Raw genomic sequence first — 19,054 nt, forward strand, 5'->3', positions numbered from 1 at the left:
TTTTGTATGTTTAACCTGAAAAATAGGTAAATAAGGAGGCAGCAGCGTGTCATTAACTTTACGCCAATTGCAGATCTTTCTCGCCGTCGCCGACACGGGCAGCACCAGCGCGGCCGCGGAACATATTGCCTTGTCGCAATCGGCCACCAGCGCGGCCCTGAACGAACTGGAAGCGCTGCTGGGCGCGCAGCTGTTCGACCGCGTCGGCAAGCGATTGCTGCTCAACGACAACGGCCGCTTGCTGTTGCCGCAGGCGCGGCAGATGCGCGACGCGGCCGCCAGCATCGAGCGCCAGTTCGCGGGCGCCGACCCGTCCGTGCCCGTCAGCCTGCAGATCGGCGCTAGCACCACCATCGGCATCTATCTGCTGCCGCAGATCCTGGCGCAGGCGGCCCGGCAGTATGGGCGCAGCATCCCGCAGGTGACGATCGCCAACACGGCCGACATCGCCGCCGCCGTGGCCGCATTCCAGGTCGATATCGGCCTGATCGAGGGGCCGTGCCACGAGCCGGGCTTGCTGGTGGAGCCGTGGCTGACGGACCAGATGCTGATCGTGGCCGCGCCCACGCACCCGCTGGCGCAGCTGCGGCACCTGCTCAGCTTTACGGAATTGAACCAGGCTGGCTGGCTGCTGCGCGAGGCGGGCTCGGGCACGCGGGAGGCCGTGGAGCAGGCGCTGGTGCCGTATTTGCACTATCTGCGCGCCGCGGGAGAATTCAGCAATTCGGAAGCCATCAAGTATGGCGCGGCGGCCGGCCTGGGCATCGCCTGCCTGTCGCGCGTGGTCGTGGCCGATTTGCTGGCCAGCGGGCAGCTGGTGGAACTGGAAACCATGCTGCCGCCCCTGGAGCGCAACTTTTACCTGATACGTCAGTCTAAAAAGATCCTCTCGCCGCGCCTGACCGGCTTTCTGGAGCTGTGCCGCCACGCTTCGCGCATGGCGGGCTAGTTCGTTGCGCGGTCGCTGCCATTGTTACGGGGGCACGCGTGCAGTGTTGTTGTTGTTGTTGTTGTTGTTGTTGTTGTTGTTGTTGTTGTTGTTGTTGTTGTTGTTGTTTGTTACAGGACAAGCGTTACAGGGCAAGCTCGTCCAGCTCGTAGTCAATCGTAGTTGCTCTGGGACTATTTTTCTTGCGGCAGCTTGCCAGCATCCGGCCGCGCCATGCGCGGAGCTGCTGGCAGTCATGCCTATTTGGGCCGTGGCGGCCCCAGCTTCGCATCGGGTGGCGCCAGGGTGCCCGCGCGTAGCCGCTTGACGGCTACGGCCACGGCGCGCGCCACGTTGCGCACTTCTTCCTGCATGGCCGTGTCGCGGTCCAGCGTTTCATGGCTTTGCGCATAGCTGTCGTAATAACCGATGTAGCGGTCCAGCCGTGACTTGGCGCCCGCGTCGACCAGGCCCATCCAGTCCAGCCAGTCCGACAGGCCGCGTCGCACGCCTTCGATGCCGGCCACGTCGCCATGCACGACGAGGCCATACGCGCGCCCGGCCAGGTGTTTTGGATAATCCCAGCCTTGCAGCTCCAGCGCTTTCGCTTCCACGGCTTTCTTGCCGTGCGTGCTGGTCGGGTCCGGGTTGCCGCCGTCGGCACATACGAGCCTGTCTATCATCAGTTTCAGCACGCTGGGCGTCTGGTACCAGTACACGGGCGTGAGGATGATGACGGCATGCGCGGCCGTCCAGCGCTCGTAGATTTCCGCCATCCAGTCGTTCGTCTGGCGTTCGCCATGGTTCGGGTAGCAGCTGCACGGCCAGTGGCACAGCGGCATGGCCGTCGAGACACAGCCCTTGCACGGGTGAATGTGCAAGTCGTACGAGGAGGTCAGCAGGCTCAGGTCGAGCACGTCGGCCTCGATCTCGTCCGCCAGCAGCACCTCCTTGGCCCACTGCGTCATGCGCCACGTCTTCGAAATTTCACCTGGGCAAGAACCGTCATTGCGCGCCGCGCCGCAGATCAACAGCACGCGCGAGGGCGTGGCCGGGTCTTGCTGACGCGCCTGGGCCGCCAGTAAACGGTTGCGCGTGGCCATCCATTCCACCGAGATATCGTAGTCGGGGTCTGCAAAGCCAGGTCCCGCCTTTTGCGTGAGAGGCGCCTTGCGGCCCTCCTTGTAGTTGTTCCACGCCACTTCTTCCACCTGCACGAGGGCGCCGCGTACGGCGTCGAAGGTGGGGTCGGTAAACGAACGGATGAATTGCAGGTGGAATTCGACGCGGCCCAGGGAATCGGGCGCCTGGCCCTGGCGCGGCACGGGAACGGCGGGAGTGACGGGAGTGACGGGAGTGGCGGACATGGCTTCTCCTTGATGGGGTGGAGCCATGCTGCCGCATGGGCGGCCTGCGGTCTGTGCGTTGAGCAACGGTGCGGGCGGGCTTGACGAAATTCCATTTCAGGGATAAATTCCCATATATGGAAAATCATGCAGTGCTCGATAACGATACGGAACAGCGGCTGGCGGCGCGCCTGAAACAGCTGCGCGTGGAGCGGGGCTGGTCGCTGGACCAGCTGGCCGGCGCCAGCCAGGTCAGCCGCGCGACATTGTCCCGCCTGGAAAACGGCGAAGTCAGTCCCACGACGAGCGTGCTGGGCAAGCTGTGCGCCGCCTATGGTCTGGCCATGTCGCGCCTGCTGCGCATGGTGGAAGACGATTTCCCGCCCGTGCTGCGGCGTGCCCAGCAAAGCGTGTGGAAAGACCCGGACACGGGCTTTCGCCGCCGCTGCGTCTCGCCGCCATCGCGCGCGCTGGCCGGCGAGGCGCTCGAATGCGAACTCGATGCGGGCGTGACGATCGCCTATGCCGCCTCGCCGCGGCCCGGCATGGAACACCATCTGCTGCTGCAGGAGGGCAAGTTGAACGTGAGCGTCGATGGCAAATCCCACGACTTGCTGGCCGGCGATTGCCTGCGCTACCAGTTGCACGGCGCCAGCGCCTTCGTCACGCCGCCCGACAGCGGCGCACGCTATTTCCTGTTCATCGTCTGAGGCCGCCATGCATCCATCACTACGACTTTTCAGCTCCACGGATATTCTTGCGCGCCTGCCGGAGCTGGGCGCGCTGCTGCAGGCATGCGTGCACGATGGCGCCAGCATCGGTTTTATCCTGCCCTTCGATGCGGCAGCCAGCCAGGGGTTCTGGACGGACAACGTGCTGCCGGCCGTGACGCGCGGCGTGCGCCTGCTGCTGGTGGCCGAGGTGGACGGACAGGTGGCGGGCGCCGTGCAGCTCGACTGTGATACCAACCCCAACCAGGCGCACCGGGCCGAGGTGCGCAAGCTGCTCGTGCATCCGGCGTTTCGCCGGCGCGGCATCGCCCGCTTGCTGATGCAGGCGCTGGAAGCGCAGGCGCGGTTGCTGCCGCGCAGCCTGCTGACGCTCGACACGCGCAGCGGTGACCATGCGGAACCGTTGTACTTGTCGCTGGGTTACGTGGTGGCCGGCAGCATCCCCGGCTATGCGCTGGCACCGGCCGGCGAGCGGCTCGACGCCACCACCATCATGTACAAGCTGCTGTAGCGGGGAACTCAGGCTTTCAGCCGCGCTCTAACAGCAGGGCGGTGCGCCGACGGTGTTGACACCATGGGCTGGGTGGTGCTTTGCTGCGTCTGCGTCTGCGTCTGCGTCTGCGTCTGCGTCTGCGCCGTGGCCAGGCTGATGCCGTGCGCCGCATGCGCAGGCGTCAACGCCGGCGCATGGCCCAGCTTGAAGATGCCCACCGTGCCCGACAGCTGCGTGGCGCGCTGCTGCATGCTGGCGGCCGCCGTTGACGCCTGTTCCACCAGCGCGGCGTTTTGTTGCGTCACGTGTTCCATCTGTACGATGGCGGCATTGACTTGCTCGATGCCCGACAATTGCTCGCCGCTGGCCATGCTGATTTCACCCATGATGTCCGTCACGCGGTGCACGCTGGCAACGATATCGCGCATGGTGGCGCCCGCCGTGTCGACCAGGCGCGCGCCCGCATCCACGCGCTCGACGGAGTCGCCGATCAGCTGCTTGATTTCCCTGGCCGCGCCCGCCGAACGCTGCGCCAGGGTGCGCACTTCGCTGGCCACGACGGCAAAGCCGCGCCCCTGTTCGCCTGCGCGCGCCGCTTCCACGGCCGCATTCAGTGCCAGGATATTCGTCTGGAAGGCGATGGCGTCGATGACGCCGATGATATCGACTATCTTTTTCGACGAGGCATTGATCGAGCTCATGGTCTCGACCACCTGCGCCACCACCTTGCCGCCTTTGCCCGCCACCTCGGCCGCCGAGAGCGCCAGCTGGTTGGCTTGCCGCGCGTTATCGGCATTCTGCTTGACGGTGCCCGTCAATTCCTCCATCGATGCGGCCGTCTGCTCCAGAGAACTGGCCTGCGCCTGCGTGCGCTGCGACAGGTCGAGGTTGCCGGCGGCGATCTCGCCCGAGGCGCCCGCGATGTCGTGCGTGCCGCCGCGCACCTCGCCGACGATGCCGGTCAGGCTGGCCGTCATGTCTTTCAGCGCCTGCAGCAACTGGCCCACTTCATCGCTGGATTCGACGCGGATATTGTCGCTCAGGTCGCCGCCGGCCACCTTGCGGGCCACTTTGACGGCATGGCGCAGCGGGCGCACGATGCCGCTGCTGATGAACCAGGCCGTAAGCAGACTCAGCACGCCGCCGATCACGCCCAGTGCAATGATCAGCATGCTGGTATTGCGCGCCCGCGCCACGGCCGCGCCGGCCGCTTCGCGCATGAGGGCGGACTGGGCCGCGATCTGCCGGTCGATGTCGCGCAGGGCCGCCGGATCTGCCTGCATGGAGTTGCGCAAGGCGTGCAGTTGTTCGATGCGCGCATAGCGCTGGTTCACGCTGGCGTCGATTTCCCCGCTGACCGTGGATAGTTGCCAGGTGCTGATGATCACGACGATGGCCAGCAACAGCGATGCCAGCAGAAAGCCTGTTGTCAGGCGTGCTCCGATACGGATGTTGGAAAGTTTCATGTCCCCTCAGCGGTTGTCCCATGGTGGCCACTTCCCATGCGGACGGCATGGCGCGGCGCGATTGCCCCTGACATTGCTGGGGTGAAATGAGTGTAGCAGTGCAGTACTAAGTAATCTATAAATATTTCCATATTGGAATTTGTTGCTGATTATTCAGCAACAGATGACGACTGCATGTCGGAACGAATCACGGCAATGAATCAGGAGTTTTCCTACTGATTCGGGCGGGATTGTCTGACTAGCCATTTGAGCCGCCGCGCCTACACTCCAATCCTGGCCCGCTGGCGCATGCCTGCCGGCGGCATCGCGATTGTCAACCGTAACATTAAGTGCAGCATTAACCGCAACAGGAGACCGAGATGGCGAATATTCAATCGGGTACGGAAGGGACGGCACGCACGGAACTCATGGCCATGCGCCTGAATGCGCTGGACTGGGTGGCCATGGTGCTGCTGATCGTGGGCGGCTTGAACTGGGGCCTGGTGGGCCTGTTCGATCTCGACGTGGTGGCGCGCCTGCTCGGCGACGTGACGATGGCGTCGCGCACCGTCTATGTGCTGGTGGGCCTGGCTGCCCTGTATTCGATCTATCTGTGCGTGCGCAAGCTGCCGTCCAAGCCATGACGGGAGAGCTGCCATGCCTGTCGGCGCCAATCCCAAGCGTGAACGCGAATTCAGGAAGCTGGACAAGGATTTCAAGCAGGAAGGGCGCTATCGGGGCCGCGAGGAAGAAGTTGCCGCCCGCATCGTGAACAAGCAAAGGGCGCAAGCGGGCGAAACGCTCGTGCCACGGGCTGGCAAGCCAACGGGCAAGGGTGGGACGCCGGAGCTGCCCATCGACGGCTACCAGCACCTGACGGCGGCGCAGATATGCGGCAAGCTGGAGGGCCTGTCCGCTGCCGACCTCAAGCGTTTGCGTACCTATGAAATGGCGCACAAGAAGCGCAAGGGCGTATTGCAGGCGCTGGGAGCCTGACCTGCCGCGGCGTGGTTCCTGTGGCTTGATGCGGGGCGTTGCTTTCAGCCGGCGTGCCGGTCTGTGGCGCGGCCGTGCGCGCTTGCATACGCTTATTGGCCTGGCTTAGGTTTAAGCTTGGTGGGCTTGGTGGGCTTGGTGGCTTGATTGGTTTATTGCTGCGTACGCAAATAGGCCAGCAAATCGGCCACTTGCTGGGCATTGCCGATGCCCCAGAAGCGCATGTTGTTGCCCGGAATGAAATCGCTGGGCGCTTTCAGGAAAGCGGCCAGATTGTGTTCGGTCCAGACGACCTGGGAGTTTTTCATGGCCGCCGAATAGCGGTAATCGGTGGTGGCGCCCGCCTTGCGGCCAATCACGCCCGTCAACTTGGGGCCGAAACCGCCGCGCGCCGATGGCCCCACCTGGTGGCAGGAGGCGCACTTGCGAAACGCCGCCTTGCCCGCCTCGGCATTGCCCTTGAGGGCGGGTGCCGCTGGAGTTGGCGCTGTGACGGCGGGCGCAGCCGCATGGGCCATGACAGCTTGGGAGCAGAGCACGGCGAACAGCGTGGCGGCCGCCAGGCTGTTGCTACGCATGCTGGTCGGCGGCAGGCGCAGCGGGCGGTGAAGGAGATAACGGCAAGCTTGTAACAGGTTTTTCATGGTGAAAGCGGATGCGTCAGGCACGTGCGTGGCAAGCGATGGCGCATTTTACAGGGTGGTATGGATACTTGCTTTTATGCATGCATCCGCTGCGGCAGGTCTGGGGGCGCGGTGTGGCCAGCACAGTGTGGCCTGTCTTGCCGCTGCTATCTGCCTTGCCGCATTGCCGCATGCGCGTTGCAGGCGGTTGCAGTTGCAGTCGGCATGCCGCCGCTAACGCTTGCCGCCTTGCGCCCCCAGCGCCGCCATGGCCGAAGCGAAGACGATGCAGCCGATGGCCAGCCACTGGGTCATGCTCAGCAGTTCTCCCAGCACCACCATGGCGGCCAGTGCGCTGACGGCCGGCGCGGCGCTGCTGAACATGCCGAACACGCCTTGCGGCAAGCGGCGCAGGGCGAAGATTTCCAGGGAATATGGCAGGGCGCTGGAGAGCATGGCAATCGCCAGGCCCATCAGCGCAATCGACGGCGCCAGCAGGGCCGTGCCCGAGTAAGTGATGCCGATGGGTACCGTCACCATGGCCGCCACCGTCATGCCCCACGCGACGGCCTGGCCGCCCTGAAGACTGGAAGCGCGCTTGCCGAAGATGATATACAGCGCCCAGCACAGCGCCGCGCCCAGCGCATACGCCACGCCGATAGGGTCCAGGCTGCCCGGACTGCCTTGCAGCGGCAACAGCAGGTACAGGCCGAACACGGCGCAAGCCACGGCCAGCAAATCGCGCGGCCGCCGCGACGACAGCATGGCCACGGCCAGCGGCCCCGTCACTTCGATGGCAACGGCGATGCCGATCGGTATCAGCGCAAACGCCCGGTAAATCAGCAAGTTCATCAGCCCCAGCACGGAACCGTAGACCAGTAAATTCAGTACATCCTTGCGCGTCAGCCGAAAACGCCACGGCCGAAAGATGGCCAGCAAAATCAAGGCTGAAAACCCCACGCGGTAGGCCGTGATGCCCTCGACACCGATGACAGGAAACAGATTCTTCGCAATCGCCGCCCCCAGATTGACGGAAATCTGCCCTCCCAGTACGGCCAGGGAAGGGAGCAGGATGCTGTCGGGGAGGGGGGAGGTCGAGGCGGGGGAGGTCATGGGGCATGATTTTAATACGCCTGGGCCTGCCAGTCGCTGGCAACTTGGTAAGTTGGGAAGATTTAACTGGGCAGCCGCTGGCATAGCTGGCGTATCGCGGCTTCTTCCATGTCATTTCTTTGATGTTATATTGTAAAATACGCTACAGTTGCGGAATTGTTTGCGAATGACCAGAGGCTGCACGTTGTCAGTGAAGCGGTTAAGCATTGTCATATTTTTAAATTCAGATAGGATTTAAGCCATGGAAAATAGCGCCCCAAGTCTTTTTGCTTCATTTCTTCCATTAATATTGATGTCACTATTGATGGCAATACCAGCACATCTTCTGGCTAAGGAAAAGGGACGCAATGTAACAAAATGGACGATTCTTGCGTTGATTCCGATTGTAAACTTCGCATGTATCTGGTTCTTCATCGGCGCATCGAATCTAAAGCTTGAGCGCAAAATTGACGATTTAGCGCTTCGTTTGCAATCCCAGAGCGATAAGTAATAAATTACCTCACTGCTCGCTGTCGGCCAGCACCGGATGCTTGGATACTCGCCAATTCGTCTGCCCGCGCAGGTTCCGTAGTGCAGACTCAAGCCGGCGGCATAGTTGCAAGCGATAATTGGCTGCCGCACTAAGCCTCGCGGTCTTTTAATCTATGGGCCCGCAGGCTCAGCTACAAGCTAGGTTGCACCATGGAGTATTCGTTTTCACGCTTGATAATTGCGGCTAGTTTGGCTTGTTTAGTCATGGGTGCGACCGCTATTCATCAGATGCGCCTCAGTCGTCCCATCGGTAAAGTAAAATACTTTCTGCTTAAATTGGCGCTGTTAGTCTGGCTAGTGAGTGGGCTATTTGTCGGAACACTCTACAGTCACGGAATCGATGTGGCGTGGTACATTTTTGGTGTCGCCGTTAGTCTGGCCGGATGTATCGTTGCAGGCATTGTGGTGCTTGCCTGGCTGCTTTTCACAAGGCGCAAGCAGGACAGTTAATATACTTTATGAAATTGCCTCGCTTACGAATTTAGTTGCCGACCGATATCTGCTTCCGGCCAGAAGCGGACGGTTAGAACGCCATGGGTAAAGATATGCGCGTAGCGAAATCAATGAAATGACGCAGCGTGAGTGGCGCGAGTTCGGTTTCTTCTATGACAGCGATGATGACGCCAAGGAGTGGCGATTGGTTGGGACCAAGGCAGGGCTTCGACAGTTCGCACATGCAATGCAAAAATATGCAGCAAAACCTAGCAACGATTTAATTTCGGCACACGAATACTTTGGCGCCTACCGTTACCTTGCGCCCGGCACTTGGACAACATCGGAGATCAGCGACCATTGGCTCGCCGGTTCGCTGAAGGACATTCAAAGGCCCATCAACGATTCCAAACGCAAGTCGATTTTGCGTCGTTTCTACCCAGACTATTTTAAGCGAGGATAGCTAGTGCAAAAGTAGCCGTTCGATAGAATGGAGTCTGTCTAATTCAGGGCGTGCAGTCGCCCTTGTCTAAATATGGAATCAATCACAGTGATGGCAACCAAGTGGAAGAACCAGGAGGTGCGCAGCTGCAATGGCCTCGTGTGCACCAACGGTGACATCTACGAAGTGCACGAAACCTGGATGGCCAAAGTACATGAAAAACAGGAGCCTGGCAGTTGGCTCAATGTCGCGATTCTGGCGCAAGAAGAGCTGTATGGTGGACAGTACATAGTCAAGTGCGGAGAGGCGGCGGAACATGGCTCAATCGGCGTAATCGTTTTGGAATCGCTGCAAAATCATGAACCTGTTTGGACGTTTGTCTCGGATCAATCCAATCCATTTGATCAAATAACAATCAAGGCTGGCTGGGTTGTGGTGCTGTCAACGTCAGGCGCCGTTTTTCGGTTTGGCGCTCCAATTAGGGAGGTAAGGCTTCTGCTTCCGCGTACTTCAATCCATGGTTCTAACTACGCAAGCTTGTAGAGTGGACGCAGCGTCTCCATTAGCTTTGCGTGACACCTTTCAGGCAGCCTTCGGCCAACAGCAGTCATTCATATTGACGTGATAATGCGTGACTTTTCCCCTTCGGTAATTTGCTATTCTCTGGGGGCGCTGTAAAAAGCGGCCACGGTCGGGTGTTGGAATGATTGGCTTTCTGACGCCTGCGCCGACGCTATGTTCGCGCTTACACCTTACCGACGAGGCATTGAACAAATGCAGCGGCATCATGCAATACACCGCCTTAATCCTGCCAATACCATGCTGAACATCCTGCTCGCGCTCTATCTGCTGTTTGTTTTTCCTGCCTTGAACGTGTGGCGCAGCCTGCGTCCGAAGAGTAATAAGCCCCGTCCACTGCTGCTTCGTTACTGGTCAATGAGTTGGCATGTACTAGTACTACTGGGCATCCTCTGGGTCGGTTCCTGGCAAGCCGGCTACACGCTACGCGAAATCGGCTTCGATCTGCCCCTTTCCAGCATCGGCACCTGGGGATTGGCCTTCGCCGTGTTGCTGCTGTGTGGCCTTTCGCTAGTCGTCAACATCATTGAGCGTCGTAAAACGCCACTGGCTCGCGCTGAGAATGAACGCAAGCTGCTGGATTCATCTTTCCCTTGGCCGCGTACCGGCGCCGAGACGCTGGCCTTCGTGGCTAGTATGTCGCTTACGAGCGCTGGATGGGAAATCCTCTACCGCGGCTTTATTCTGCTGCTACTGACACCCAGCACAGGCTTGCCGATTGCCATCGCGGCTTCTGCTCTTGCCTACGGCATAGGGCACGGCTACAAGAACCCGAAGCAGCTAATCGCCTCGATCGTGTCGGCCTTCGTCTTTACGATCGCATATGCTTTGACGCACAGCCTGTGGTGGCTGATCGTCATCCATGCTGGTTTGTCGCTAATCTCAGTTCCGGTGGTGTTCCGGGCGCGACAGCGCCGTGAAACAGAGATCGCACATGCGGTGTAGAGGAAAGTTCGAACGCAGACCCATCAACGACGAAGGTGCTGGATCGTGAATCTCTGAAAAGAGGTAGAAGCTGCCACCAGCCATCTGCCGCCGTTCGCCAATGTAAGAACTGAAGCATCACCGATTTATTTTTGGAGCATCGATTTGGAAAATCTAGTTGTATTGCGAATTTTCGACAATGACGGCGTAGACTTGAATGGTGTCAAACTACGCTCAGCAAGTGAGGTCGCTGAAGCTCTTGAGAAAATCGGCGCCGAAAACTCGGACATGACCGTTTCTGTCGAGGCCACCGATTCCAAATGGTATGAGTCTATCGGAAAGGCCATTTACGGTAGCCACCGGGCGGGCTTTTCAGGTGAGCGATTTCGCGTACTCATCGACGGCAAGCCTCTGGAAGCCTGACCTACACCGCCGGCTGCCGGCCAGAAGCGGCCGTAGCCAGGGCAGCTAAGGAGACATTCAATGGCCGTGTGGCAATATGATCTGTTTGTAGTTGGTGAAGGGAGCACTCTTCCGCTTTTGAAAGAAGATGGTTGGCATCTTCCTCAATCTCCTGCAGCGTCAACGCTGAGCGCACAGCGAACTCTAATCGCCTCGATGCGCTATCCGTGGTTCATGATGGGTGACTGGGTAGTCTTCGGGGCGAAAATAGCACTCGCGTTGACCTCTTCTTTGAAGAAGGCGACGGGGTAGAGATACACATTCGTCTCGACGCATCAGCAACTGAGACAGAACTCGATGCAGTCTGCACCTTTGCTGGTGCGCTAGGTAGTCGATTATTCGATCCGACGACGCGTGTATTGCTTCAACCCGACCAGAGCTCGGTTGCTTCCGCGCTGACTATGTCCCGTGCAGTAACCTTTTCCCGCGCTCCGCAACTATTTCTGATAGAGACGCTAGGTAATCGACCGGTTCACGCCAACGTCTGCTTTGGTGCGGAAGCAGACGTCACAGGTCTTGCCTTGTCTGCGGACTAAGCGTCCTTGCTGCATTCACGGGCCTTTAAACGCGTTGAAGTTTGACGCCGTCGCTGTGCGCGTTGACAATGACGGCACGTACATGGGCTTCAGGATGAAAATAGGCCATCTGCATGCTGGCCGTGATTGCCTGGCTTATACTTGCCGCCTGCTTGATCGACGCGACCGTTCTGCATGCATGCCTGCCTGTCGCCCCGCATATTCACATATAACCCAGGAGTCGTATTGCATGACTGTTTTCAGTATCGGTGGCACCAATTTTGAAGTGGACGTGGCGAAATCAGGCATTCGCCTGGAAGGCGATGGCAGTGGCTTGCTGGAGCTCAATATCGATATCCATGGCGACGACGATGTGTTCATGCGCTTGACCGAGGACGACGATGCGGAATGGGCGTGGGCCCTGTATCCGCCGGCCTTTTTCCTGCACGGCTTGCGCGTGCAGGCAGGGCCGCAGGGGGAATTCACTGCCGGTCCGCTTGATACGGAGTCCGATGCCGAGGAGTCGGGTATCTATATGATGGAGTACGGCGACGTATCGGCCGTCCATGTCGTCGAATTGTCGGCGCGGCGCCTGGCCATGTCGGGCATGGTGGACTTGTGCGGCCAGCGGCTGCCATTTCATATCGACATGCCGCGCGCATAGTGCCGGGTACCGGGGGGCGGTTCCCCCGGGGGCGGAATGCGCGCCATTGGCGCGTATTCCCCGGCGGATCTGCCCCCTTCCTGCGTCATTACTCCAGCTTCAACGCCTTCGCCACATCCGCCCACGCCACATACTTGAAGTTCTGCGGGCCGTCGGGCAGGCGCTTGTAGCCGTCCTGTATCACCAGCATGCCTTGCGCGTAGGCGCCGCCCAGGTTGGCGGAGGTGACGTCGAGACCGTCCGTCTCCGACGTGCCGTCTATGCCGGCCGGCAAGTTAAAGCCGACCTTGAAGCGGCCGCGCACCTTGTACGGGGCTTGCGCATCGAGCACGACATAGCTGCTGTCGCCCTGGCTGGAGACGACCAGGTAGCCGGTGTCAGGCGCGCTACCCGGCTGGCGGTAGATGGCCATGCCTTCCACGTCGGCCGTCAACTGCGGGCCGACCGGCAAGACCATGGTCAGCGCGTCCGGCTTGGCGGCGTCGGCCGAGGTGGTCCACACGCCGCGCGTTTCTTCGCCGAGGAAGAGGCGGCCATTGGCGTCGTCGGCCACGCAGCCTTCCGGTTGCGTGGCGACCTTGATGCTGCGCAAGAGGGTGGCGGTAAACTTGTTCTCGCTCATGCCGATCCGGTACTGCTGGAAAGTGCCGTCCTTGTCGTTGATGAACGCTTCCACGCCGCCGCCAGCCGGCTGGTACAGACACATGCCGTAGATGCTTTTCAGCCCGGTAGGGAAACGGCCCGCCTCCGTCACTTCGCCGCTGGCATTGATCGTGAACAGCATCATGCTGTTGTCGTCGCGCTGGGTGGCGACGGCCAGGTCGACCTTGCCGCCGCCAAGGCTGGTGTTCTGCCGCACGTCGACGTTGTTCAGGCGGCCCACTTCCAGCAGCTGGGTTTGCTTGCCTTGCAGGTCGTAGACGAGCAAGCCTTGCTTCTTGTTCGTGCCGAGGATGCGTGCGTCGCCCGGCTTGCTGGACAGCCAGATGGCCGGGTCGTCGGCCGCGTCGCCCTGGCGCGCCATCGGTTCCGTCTGCGCTTGCGGGGCGACGATGGCGACCGCTGGCTGGATTTCCGCCTGGCCCGTCCACTTCAATGGCCGCGCTTGCCAGCTATTTTTGCCGCGCAGCAATAACGAGCTGGCATCGAGCGCCAGCTGGCTGTCGCCCTTGCGCACGTTCAGGGCGACGGCTTGCGGCGGCAGGGCCGTCCACTTGCCGCCCTGGTGTGCCAGCAGATGCAGTTTTTCTGCCTTGCCGTCGAGCACGGCCACGCCGCCGGGCAGCACGGCCAGTGCGCCGGCACCGCCATCGAGCTGGCCATACGGCTTGCGCAAGGCCACGACTTCGCGCTTGCCCATGCCTTCGGCATCGGCGTCATACGCCCACACGCCCATGTTCGCTTCGCTCACCAGCAGGCGCTGCGCGCCATCGTCGACCCGGCAATGCTTCGTATGCGGCGGCAAGGCCAGCTTGCGTACCAGCTGGCGCTGCTCGCCCCGCATTACCCACTGTTCCGCTTGCCCATCCTTGCCGATCAAGAACAGATGTTCGAGCTGCTGGGCATCGCGGTACAGGCACGACGCTTCCACGGAAAACGTCGGCACGGGAAACGGCGCCAGTTTCACCAGCTTGCCGGCCTGTACATCGACGGTGACGGGCAGCGGGCGCTGCGTGTCCGCTTCCAGGAAGACGGCCAGAACCTTGCCGCCATCGATGCGCGTGTCGAGCTGTTTGGCGCGCACGGCGATGCGGTCCTGTTCCTGGCCGGCAGGGTCGAACAGGCGCAAGCCGTGCTTGTCGAGAAGCAGCCAGCCGCCGCCGGGCAGGCGCGCCAGCTCTTCCGCTTCCTGCGTGAAGGCGGGAGGAACCATGGCGGCAGGCGCGGCCTGCGTCACGCCGCTGAAAGAAAAGGCGGCCAGCAAAGCACTGCAGAGTACGGTCTTTTTCATCTTGTTCAAATTCATCATCAGAAGGCGCTGGCTTTCAGGCTCACCTTGAAGGTGCGGCCATATTGTTCGTTCTGCACGTTGTATTGCTTCGTGCCCTGGTAGACATAGTATTTCTCATTGTTCAGGTTGGCCGCTTCGAAAATCACCTGGAATTGCTTGTTGATCTGGTATGACAGCGAGAAATCGAGCTGCTTCTGGCTGTCGACGATGTGGTCCTGGCTTGAATCGAGGATATCGCCGCCCATTTCCAGCAGATACGGCGACTTGTAGTTGAGGGCCAGGCGGGCGCTGACGGGACCCGTTTCATAGCCCAGCATCAGGTTCATCACCTGGTTCGACTGGCCCGGCAGGCGGATGTCGCGGTTGACCTGCTTGCCTGCCGCCTTGTCGAAACGGCCGATCTGCGCGCTCGACGTGCTCAGCGTGCCATTCACGCCCACGAGGAATTTGTTCCACGGCGCCGGCAGCATGCGCAGCGGCTGCATATAGGCCAGTTCGATGCCTTTCACCTTGGCCGCATCGCCATTCGCATACGAGGTGGCCGTCGTGTAGCCGGCCCACTGGCCCGTGCCGGCCAGGTTCGTCGTGTACGTAAAATTGTTGATGTCCTTGTAGAAACCGTAGGCCGACATCACGCCGTCATTGCCCAGCACGCGCTCGATGCCCAGATCCAGGTTGTTCGCCTTCAGCGGCTTCAGGTCCGGGTTGCCGATCACGGCTTCCGTGTTGCTGGCCAGGCTGACGCCGGGCGCCAGCTGGCTGAAATTGGCGCGCACCACGGCTTGCGTCCAGGCGGCCCGCACGCTGGTCTTTTGATCCAGGTCATAACGCGTCTGCAGGTTCGGCAGCCAGTTGGTGTACGAGCGTGCGCGCGTCAAGGGCGTGGCGACGCCGGCGCTGTCCACTTGCGAGCCGGCCGCTTCAAAGCTGGTGCGCTCGGCGCGCACGCCACCGAGGATGTGCCAGGCATCGAAGTCGTAGCTGTTTTGCACATACATGGCGTTGATGTCTTCATGCATGCGGTAGTCGTTGATGATGGACTCGGTTGCCAGGCGTGCCTTGGCGCGGTCCAGCCCGGCCACGCGGGCGCGGATCAGGGCCGGATCCAGGGCCACGCCGATGTTGCCCAGGTCGTAATCGAGGCTGTGGCCTTGCACGAAGCTGCTCATCGACGTGGACCCGGCGCCCCAGTAGTTGCCGCTGGTGGCCTTGCTGCTGTTGTACGCCCATTGATCCGTGTCATTGCTTTTCTCGCGGCGGCTGACCTTGGCGCCGAATTTCAGGGTGGCGATGTCGAACTTGCGCGCCAGGTCGATGCGCGCGTGGTGTTCATTGTCCTTCGAGTAGCGTTTTTGCAGCGTGATGGCGTTGAGCGCGTAGCTGGCCGGGTCGTACAGCGAGGCGGGGCCGCTCAGCCTGGGTTGCTGCGTATCGGTGAAGCTGATGCCGGGGAAGTTGCTGAGACCGCGGAAACGGCCGTCGTTCAGCGATTCCGGCGTGTCTTCCGTGGCGCGGCTCATGCCGCCTTTCACGTCCAGCGTCCAGTCGCCCGATTTTTGCTGCGTGCCCAGCACCAGCGAGCGCACCTGCTGCGTGTACTTGCGCTGGCGGATGCGGCGCTCGGCGCGCGCGCCGGCCGTTTCCCCTTCGGCCAGGCTGCCGCCGGCGATATTGCTGATGGTCAAGCGGTCGCGCACTTCATTGTCGGAAAACGCGCTGACGAACGAGCGCAGGAACCAGCTGTTGCCCGCTTCGGGACGGTAATCGAGGTTGACGGCCAGCGCGCCGCGCTTGCGCACGGGCAGGTAGTCGCGCAATTCCAGGCCGGATACGCGGCCCTTGCTCCAGGCGCCGCCCGTTTCCACGTCGTCGGAACCGAACGAGCGCTTTTCCGCGCTCAGGCCGGCTGCCACGCCCAGCTTGCCGTCGAGGAAGCGCTGGGCCCACAGGGCGCCGCCGCTGGGGCTGGTCTTGCCCGTCTTTTCATCGTGGCTGGCGCCTACGTTGGCTGACAGCAGCTTGCCCGGCAAGTCGAAGGCGGACAGCGATTTCACCTCGACCGTGGCGCCCAGCGAGTTGGCGTCCATTTCCGGCAGCAAGGTCTTCGACACTTCCAGCGTGCGGATCAGGCCGGCAGGCAGGATGTCCAGCGCCACGGCGCGGCGGCCCGCTTCCGGCGACGGCACCAGCGCGCCATTGATGGTGACGGCGTTCAGGTCCGGACCCAGGCCGCGCACGGTGATGTAGCGGCCTTCGCCCTGGTCGCGCTGCACGGACACGCCCGGCAAGCGGGCCAGCGCCTCGGCCGCGTTCTTGTCGGGCAGGCCGCCGATATCGTCGCTGCTGATGACGCTGATGATGTTGTCGGCTTTTTCCTGCGCCGCGATGGCGTTGCGCAGGCTGGCGCGCTGGCCGCTGACGACCACGGTGGCGGCCGCCTGGCCGTCTTCCTGTGCCTGGGCCTGGCTGGTGCCGCCAAAGACGGCCATGATGCCGAGGGCCAGGGCCGTCAGGCGCAGCGGGGAGGGAGTCGAAGTGTGCATGGTTTTCATGAAGAGCTCGGTTAGGGGAGGGAACCGGGCGGATTCTAGGCAGCAAATATGACCATTGCGTGACAGGCAAGGGCTTGCCACCCTGAAAACAACGGCAGGCAAGCGCTTTCCGGCCGGAAATGAACCGTGGTGAGCTGAAATGACCTGCGCGCGCCGGGCGCATGGGCTGCCGCTTGCCGCATTTGCATCATGTTGCTTCGCAATCATGAGCCGTTTGCACCTGTCGCACGGCAGCCGGCCATGTCATCGTGCCGTCATGGGCGGACGCTATCGTGGCGGCAGCACCACTTTTAAAGGTTTCCCCACATGCTGCCACTCCACCGCAACAGCCTGATTGCCGCCGCGCTGGCGCTGCCCCTGTTCTTTTTCCTCTACGCCACCTTGGGGCAGCCGAAGCCGATCGCCCTCTGGAAGTGGATGGACATCGTGTGCGAAGGCGGCACGGCCATCATGGCCGGCGTGTGGTTCCTGTTTACCCTGAGCAGCCGGCCGCGCGGCCTCGTGACGCGCCTGATCGCCGGCGGCCTGTGCGCCATCATGCTCGGTTCCTGGGCCGATTGCCTCGACGAATTCTTCGCCGTCGACAAGCGCGCCGTATGGGATAACTGGCTCGAAGGCTTGATTCCGTTCGGCATGCTGCTGCTGACCATCGGCATGTATTACTGGCGCCACGAGCAGTTTCGCCTGAACGAGCACCTGCAAAAGCGCGAGCGCCTGTTCCGCGACCACCGCGCCTTCGACCGCATCACGCAGCTGGCCGACGCCAGCTACCTGCGCACGCAGATCCGCCTGGAGCAGGAGCGCCGGCCGGGCCTCGATTGCGCGCTGGTCTTGCTCGACATCGACAGCTTTCACCTGATTAACCGCGAATACGGCCACCGCGAAGGCGACCGCGTGCTGCAGGCCGTGGGGCACATGCTGCTGCTCAATCTGCGCAATGACGACTTGCTGTGCCGCTATGCGGGCGACCGCTTCGCCGTGCTGATGCCGGGCGTGTCGCGCGAGGCGGCGGCCGTGTGCGCGCGCCACCTGTGCGCGATGGTGGGGCAGATGCGCCACCACGCCAACGACAACCGCGAAATCCGCCTGAGCCTGCGCCACGCCTGTTCGCTGGCCGATGGCGTGCCGGAAGTGGTCCTGGCCGAACTGAGCCGCGCGGTGGAGACGCCGCGCGCGCATGCCGCCGCGCCCGCCTGATGTCGCTGAACCAGGCGGGCGACCCCAGCATCGCGGCGCGCCACCAGCCGGCGCTGGTGCTCGACTATGCGCGCAGCCGCGACCTGGCCACGGCGCCGCTGCTCAAGGGCACGGGCCTCGATGACGGTCCGCTGCCATCGGAGGAAAGCCAGGTCAGCGCCGCGCAATACCTGCAATTGCTGGCCAACGTGGCGCGCGGCCTCGACAGTGCCGACACGAGCTTCATGCTGGGCCAGCAAATGCTGCCCGGCCATTACGGCGCCGTCAGCCACGCCTTGCTGCAGGCGCAGAACCTGCGCCAGGCCTTGAGCATCCTGTGCGACTTCCACACGCTGCTGTGCCCGCTGTTGCAGCCGCGCCTGCGCGAGGCGGGCGAGCTGCACGTGCTGTACTGGACCGATGCGTTCGGCGCCCCGAGCCAGCTGCCTTTCCTCGTCGAGATGCACATGACGGCGCTGGCCGCCATGTGCCGCTGGCTGGCCGGCGAGACGCTGCCGTGGCGTTTCTGCTTCAACCGGGCGCAGCCGCGGCATGTGGAGCAGCACGAGGTGCACCTGGGCCAGGCGCTGCGTTTCGATTGCCAGGTCGACGCCATGCTGATCGAATCGGGCTGGCTCGACCGTCCCTGGCCGCGCGGCAATGCCACGGCGGCGGCGCTGGCCATGCGCGCGGCGGCATTGGCGCCGGCGCCGGCCGCCAGCCTGCTCGGCGCGCTGTACGACTACCTGCTGGAGCATATCCGCTGCGCGCCCACGCTGGAGCGCACGGCGCAGGACTTCGGCGTCAGTCCCGCCACCTTCAAGCGCCACCTGGCGCGCCATGGCACGCATTTCCAGGCCGAGCTCGACCAGGTGCGCGCGCACAAGGCGATCTACCTGTTCCAGGCCCACGGTTACGACAACGACGCCGTGGCCGCCTATCTCGGCTTTCATGATGCCACCAACTTTCGCCGTTCGTTCAAGCGCTGGACGGGGCAAACGCCGCAATTGCTGCGCCACGCGCTGGCCCTGTTCGTCGCTGGCTGAGAACGCGGATCAACACCTGCTGCACGTCGCGATGACGGCCTGCGCTGCCCGCTGCCTGCGCGGCCCCGTGCACGGACAGCGGCGCTTCGCGGCCGTATCCCGCTT

The 19,054-nt window shown here is 62.2% G+C and carries 21 protein-coding genes; 15 read left to right on the forward strand and 6 right to left on the reverse strand.

All coding sequences use genetic code 11. The features are described from left to right. Nucleotides 1–46 precede the first annotated feature (46 nt). Complete coding sequence (locus AC1RDJ_RS06475; protein ID WP_289886544.1) at nucleotides 47–949, forward strand: LysR family transcriptional regulator; 903 nt, start codon at nucleotides 47–49, stop codon at nucleotides 947–949. A 239-nt stretch (nucleotides 950–1,188) separates the two neighbouring features. Here AC1RDJ_RS06475 and AC1RDJ_RS06480 read toward each other — a convergent pair whose 3' ends face one another. Next, nucleotides 1,189–2,295 (reverse strand): flavodoxin family protein, encoded by a 1,107-nt coding sequence (locus AC1RDJ_RS06480; RefSeq protein ID WP_493026985.1) that lies wholly within the window; start codon nucleotides 2,293–2,295, stop codon nucleotides 1,189–1,191. A 116-nt stretch (nucleotides 2,296–2,411) separates the two neighbouring features. On the opposite strand from AC1RDJ_RS06480, the gene AC1RDJ_RS06485 reads away from it, so the two are divergent. Both AC1RDJ_RS06485 and AC1RDJ_RS06490 read left to right on the forward strand, forming a co-directional pair. Beyond that, nucleotides 2,412–2,984 (forward strand): helix-turn-helix domain-containing protein, encoded by a 573-nt coding sequence (locus AC1RDJ_RS06485; RefSeq protein WP_493026986.1) that lies wholly within the window; start codon nucleotides 2,412–2,414, stop codon nucleotides 2,982–2,984. Between the two features lie 7 nt (nucleotides 2,985–2,991). Continuing rightward, complete coding sequence (locus AC1RDJ_RS06490) at nucleotides 2,992–3,516, forward strand: GNAT family N-acetyltransferase (protein WP_493026987.1); 525 nt, start codon at nucleotides 2,992–2,994, stop codon at nucleotides 3,514–3,516. A gap of 8 nt (nucleotides 3,517–3,524) precedes the next feature. Here AC1RDJ_RS06490 and AC1RDJ_RS06495 read toward each other — a convergent pair whose 3' ends face one another. After that, entirely contained in the window at nucleotides 3,525–4,964 is a 1,440-nt protein-coding gene (locus tag AC1RDJ_RS06495; RefSeq protein WP_493026988.1) for a methyl-accepting chemotaxis protein, read from the reverse strand. Nucleotides 4,965–5,323: 359 nt separating this feature from the next. On the opposite strand from AC1RDJ_RS06495, the gene AC1RDJ_RS06500 reads away from it, so the two are divergent. Then, nucleotides 5,324–5,587 carry a DUF378 domain-containing protein gene (locus AC1RDJ_RS06500; RefSeq protein WP_493026989.1) on the forward strand — a complete coding sequence of 88 codons (264 nt, stop codon included), beginning with the start codon at nucleotides 5,324–5,326 and terminating at the stop codon, nucleotides 5,585–5,587. Between the two features lie 13 nt (nucleotides 5,588–5,600). Then, nucleotides 5,601–5,939 (forward strand): hypothetical protein, encoded by a 339-nt coding sequence (locus tag AC1RDJ_RS06505; protein WP_493026990.1) that lies wholly within the window; start codon nucleotides 5,601–5,603, stop codon nucleotides 5,937–5,939. Between the two features lie 152 nt (nucleotides 5,940–6,091). On the opposite strand, the gene AC1RDJ_RS06510 is transcribed toward AC1RDJ_RS06505, so the two are convergent. Both AC1RDJ_RS06510 and AC1RDJ_RS06515 read right to left on the reverse strand, forming a co-directional pair. Then, the gene (locus AC1RDJ_RS06510) at nucleotides 6,092–6,457 is read right to left on the reverse strand and encodes a c-type cytochrome (protein WP_493027151.1); all 366 of its coding nucleotides are present in this window, start codon (nucleotides 6,455–6,457) and stop codon (nucleotides 6,092–6,094) included. 339 nt (nucleotides 6,458–6,796) lie between these two features. Then, on the reverse strand, nucleotides 6,797–7,675 hold the full coding sequence (locus AC1RDJ_RS06515; RefSeq protein WP_493026991.1) for an EamA family transporter: 879 nt from the start codon (nucleotides 7,673–7,675) through the stop codon (nucleotides 6,797–6,799). 241 nt (nucleotides 7,676–7,916) lie between these two features. Between AC1RDJ_RS06515 and AC1RDJ_RS06520 the strand changes: the two genes are divergently transcribed. From AC1RDJ_RS06520 to AC1RDJ_RS06555, 8 genes are all read left to right on the forward strand, one after another. Further along, nucleotides 7,917–8,165, forward strand: coding sequence for a hypothetical protein (locus AC1RDJ_RS06520; protein ID WP_493026992.1), 249 nt, complete (start codon nucleotides 7,917–7,919; stop codon nucleotides 8,163–8,165). Between the two features lie 191 nt (nucleotides 8,166–8,356). Next, the gene (locus AC1RDJ_RS06525; protein WP_493026993.1) at nucleotides 8,357–8,656 is read left to right on the forward strand and encodes a hypothetical protein; all 300 of its coding nucleotides are present in this window, start codon (nucleotides 8,357–8,359) and stop codon (nucleotides 8,654–8,656) included. Between the two features lie 118 nt (nucleotides 8,657–8,774). Then, complete coding sequence (locus AC1RDJ_RS06530; protein WP_493026994.1) at nucleotides 8,775–9,101, forward strand: hypothetical protein; 327 nt, start codon at nucleotides 8,775–8,777, stop codon at nucleotides 9,099–9,101. 72 nt (nucleotides 9,102–9,173) lie between these two features. Continuing rightward, nucleotides 9,174–9,623 (forward strand): hypothetical protein, encoded by a 450-nt coding sequence (locus AC1RDJ_RS06535; protein ID WP_493026995.1) that lies wholly within the window; start codon nucleotides 9,174–9,176, stop codon nucleotides 9,621–9,623. Between the two features lie 276 nt (nucleotides 9,624–9,899). After that, on the forward strand, nucleotides 9,900–10,604 hold the full coding sequence (locus AC1RDJ_RS06540; RefSeq protein ID WP_493026996.1) for a CPBP family intramembrane glutamic endopeptidase: 705 nt from the start codon (nucleotides 9,900–9,902) through the stop codon (nucleotides 10,602–10,604). A gap of 144 nt (nucleotides 10,605–10,748) precedes the next feature. After that, the gene (locus AC1RDJ_RS06545; RefSeq protein WP_156894791.1) at nucleotides 10,749–11,006 is read left to right on the forward strand and encodes a hypothetical protein; all 258 of its coding nucleotides are present in this window, start codon (nucleotides 10,749–10,751) and stop codon (nucleotides 11,004–11,006) included. Nucleotides 11,007–11,066: 60 nt separating this feature from the next. After that, nucleotides 11,067–11,297 (forward strand): hypothetical protein, encoded by a 231-nt coding sequence (locus tag AC1RDJ_RS06550; RefSeq protein ID WP_493026997.1) that lies wholly within the window; start codon nucleotides 11,067–11,069, stop codon nucleotides 11,295–11,297. A gap of 513 nt (nucleotides 11,298–11,810) precedes the next feature. Further along, entirely contained in the window at nucleotides 11,811–12,224 is a 414-nt protein-coding gene (locus AC1RDJ_RS06555; RefSeq protein WP_493026998.1) for a hypothetical protein, read from the forward strand. 88 nt (nucleotides 12,225–12,312) lie between these two features. Here the strand turns inward: AC1RDJ_RS06555 and AC1RDJ_RS06560 are convergent, their stop codons facing one another. Further along, nucleotides 12,313–14,175, reverse strand: coding sequence for a phytase (locus AC1RDJ_RS06560; RefSeq protein WP_493026999.1), 1,863 nt, complete (start codon nucleotides 14,173–14,175; stop codon nucleotides 12,313–12,315). Between the two features lie 17 nt (nucleotides 14,176–14,192). After that, nucleotides 14,193–16,718, reverse strand: coding sequence for a TonB-dependent receptor (locus AC1RDJ_RS06565; protein ID WP_493027000.1), 2,526 nt, complete (start codon nucleotides 16,716–16,718; stop codon nucleotides 14,193–14,195). Nucleotides 16,719–17,033: 315 nt separating this feature from the next. On the opposite strand from AC1RDJ_RS06565, the gene AC1RDJ_RS06570 reads away from it, so the two are divergent. After that, a complete protein-coding gene (locus AC1RDJ_RS06570) occupies nucleotides 17,034–17,924 on the forward strand; it encodes a GGDEF domain-containing protein (protein ID WP_071323476.1) in 891 nt (296 codons plus the stop codon). Further along, complete coding sequence (locus tag AC1RDJ_RS06575; RefSeq protein WP_071323477.1) at nucleotides 17,924–18,949, forward strand: AraC family transcriptional regulator; 1,026 nt, start codon at nucleotides 17,924–17,926, stop codon at nucleotides 18,947–18,949. Before AC1RDJ_RS06570 ends, AC1RDJ_RS06575 begins: the two co-directional genes overlap by 1 nt. The last annotated feature ends 105 nt before the right edge of the window (nucleotides 18,950–19,054 follow it).

The organism is Janthinobacterium sp. GW822-FHT07H10 (assembly GCF_058798675.1).

Coding starts and splice junctions, on each gene's coding strand:
- AC1RDJ_RS06570 (WP_071323476.1), top strand. CDS start 17,034: ATGCTGCCACTCCACCGCAACAGCCTGATTGCCGCCGCGCTGGCGCTG.
- AC1RDJ_RS06565 (WP_493027000.1), bottom strand. CDS start 16,718: ATGCACACTTCGACTCCCTCCCCGCTGCGCCTGACGGCCCTGGCCCTC.
- AC1RDJ_RS06530 (WP_493026994.1), top strand. CDS start 8,775: ATGACGCAGCGTGAGTGGCGCGAGTTCGGTTTCTTCTATGACAGCGAT.
- AC1RDJ_RS06495 (WP_493026988.1), bottom strand. CDS start 4,964: ATGAAACTTTCCAACATCCGTATCGGAGCACGCCTGACAACAGGCTTT.
- AC1RDJ_RS06575 (WP_071323477.1), top strand. CDS start 17,924: ATGTCGCTGAACCAGGCGGGCGACCCCAGCATCGCGGCGCGCCACCAG.
- AC1RDJ_RS06525 (WP_493026993.1), top strand. CDS start 8,357: ATGGAGTATTCGTTTTCACGCTTGATAATTGCGGCTAGTTTGGCTTGT.
- AC1RDJ_RS06500 (WP_493026989.1), top strand. CDS start 5,324: ATGGCGAATATTCAATCGGGTACGGAAGGGACGGCACGCACGGAACTC.
- AC1RDJ_RS06520 (WP_493026992.1), top strand. CDS start 7,917: ATGGAAAATAGCGCCCCAAGTCTTTTTGCTTCATTTCTTCCATTAATA.
- AC1RDJ_RS06480 (WP_493026985.1), bottom strand. CDS start 2,295: ATGTCCGCCACTCCCGTCACTCCCGTCACTCCCGCCGTTCCCGTGCCG.
- AC1RDJ_RS06560 (WP_493026999.1), bottom strand. CDS start 14,175: ATGAAAAAGACCGTACTCTGCAGTGCTTTGCTGGCCGCCTTTTCTTTC.
- AC1RDJ_RS06540 (WP_493026996.1), top strand. CDS start 9,900: ATGCTGAACATCCTGCTCGCGCTCTATCTGCTGTTTGTTTTTCCTGCC.
- AC1RDJ_RS06505 (WP_493026990.1), top strand. CDS start 5,601: ATGCCTGTCGGCGCCAATCCCAAGCGTGAACGCGAATTCAGGAAGCTG.
- AC1RDJ_RS06490 (WP_493026987.1), top strand. CDS start 2,992: ATGCATCCATCACTACGACTTTTCAGCTCCACGGATATTCTTGCGCGC.
- AC1RDJ_RS06555 (WP_493026998.1), top strand. CDS start 11,811: ATGACTGTTTTCAGTATCGGTGGCACCAATTTTGAAGTGGACGTGGCG.
- AC1RDJ_RS06550 (WP_493026997.1), top strand. CDS start 11,067: ATGGCCGTGTGGCAATATGATCTGTTTGTAGTTGGTGAAGGGAGCACT.
- AC1RDJ_RS06535 (WP_493026995.1), top strand. CDS start 9,174: ATGGAATCAATCACAGTGATGGCAACCAAGTGGAAGAACCAGGAGGTG.
- AC1RDJ_RS06515 (WP_493026991.1), bottom strand. CDS start 7,675: ATGACCTCCCCCGCCTCGACCTCCCCCCTCCCCGACAGCATCCTGCTC.
- AC1RDJ_RS06485 (WP_493026986.1), top strand. CDS start 2,412: ATGGAAAATCATGCAGTGCTCGATAACGATACGGAACAGCGGCTGGCG.
- AC1RDJ_RS06510 (WP_493027151.1), bottom strand. CDS start 6,457: ATGGCCCATGCGGCTGCGCCCGCCGTCACAGCGCCAACTCCAGCGGCA.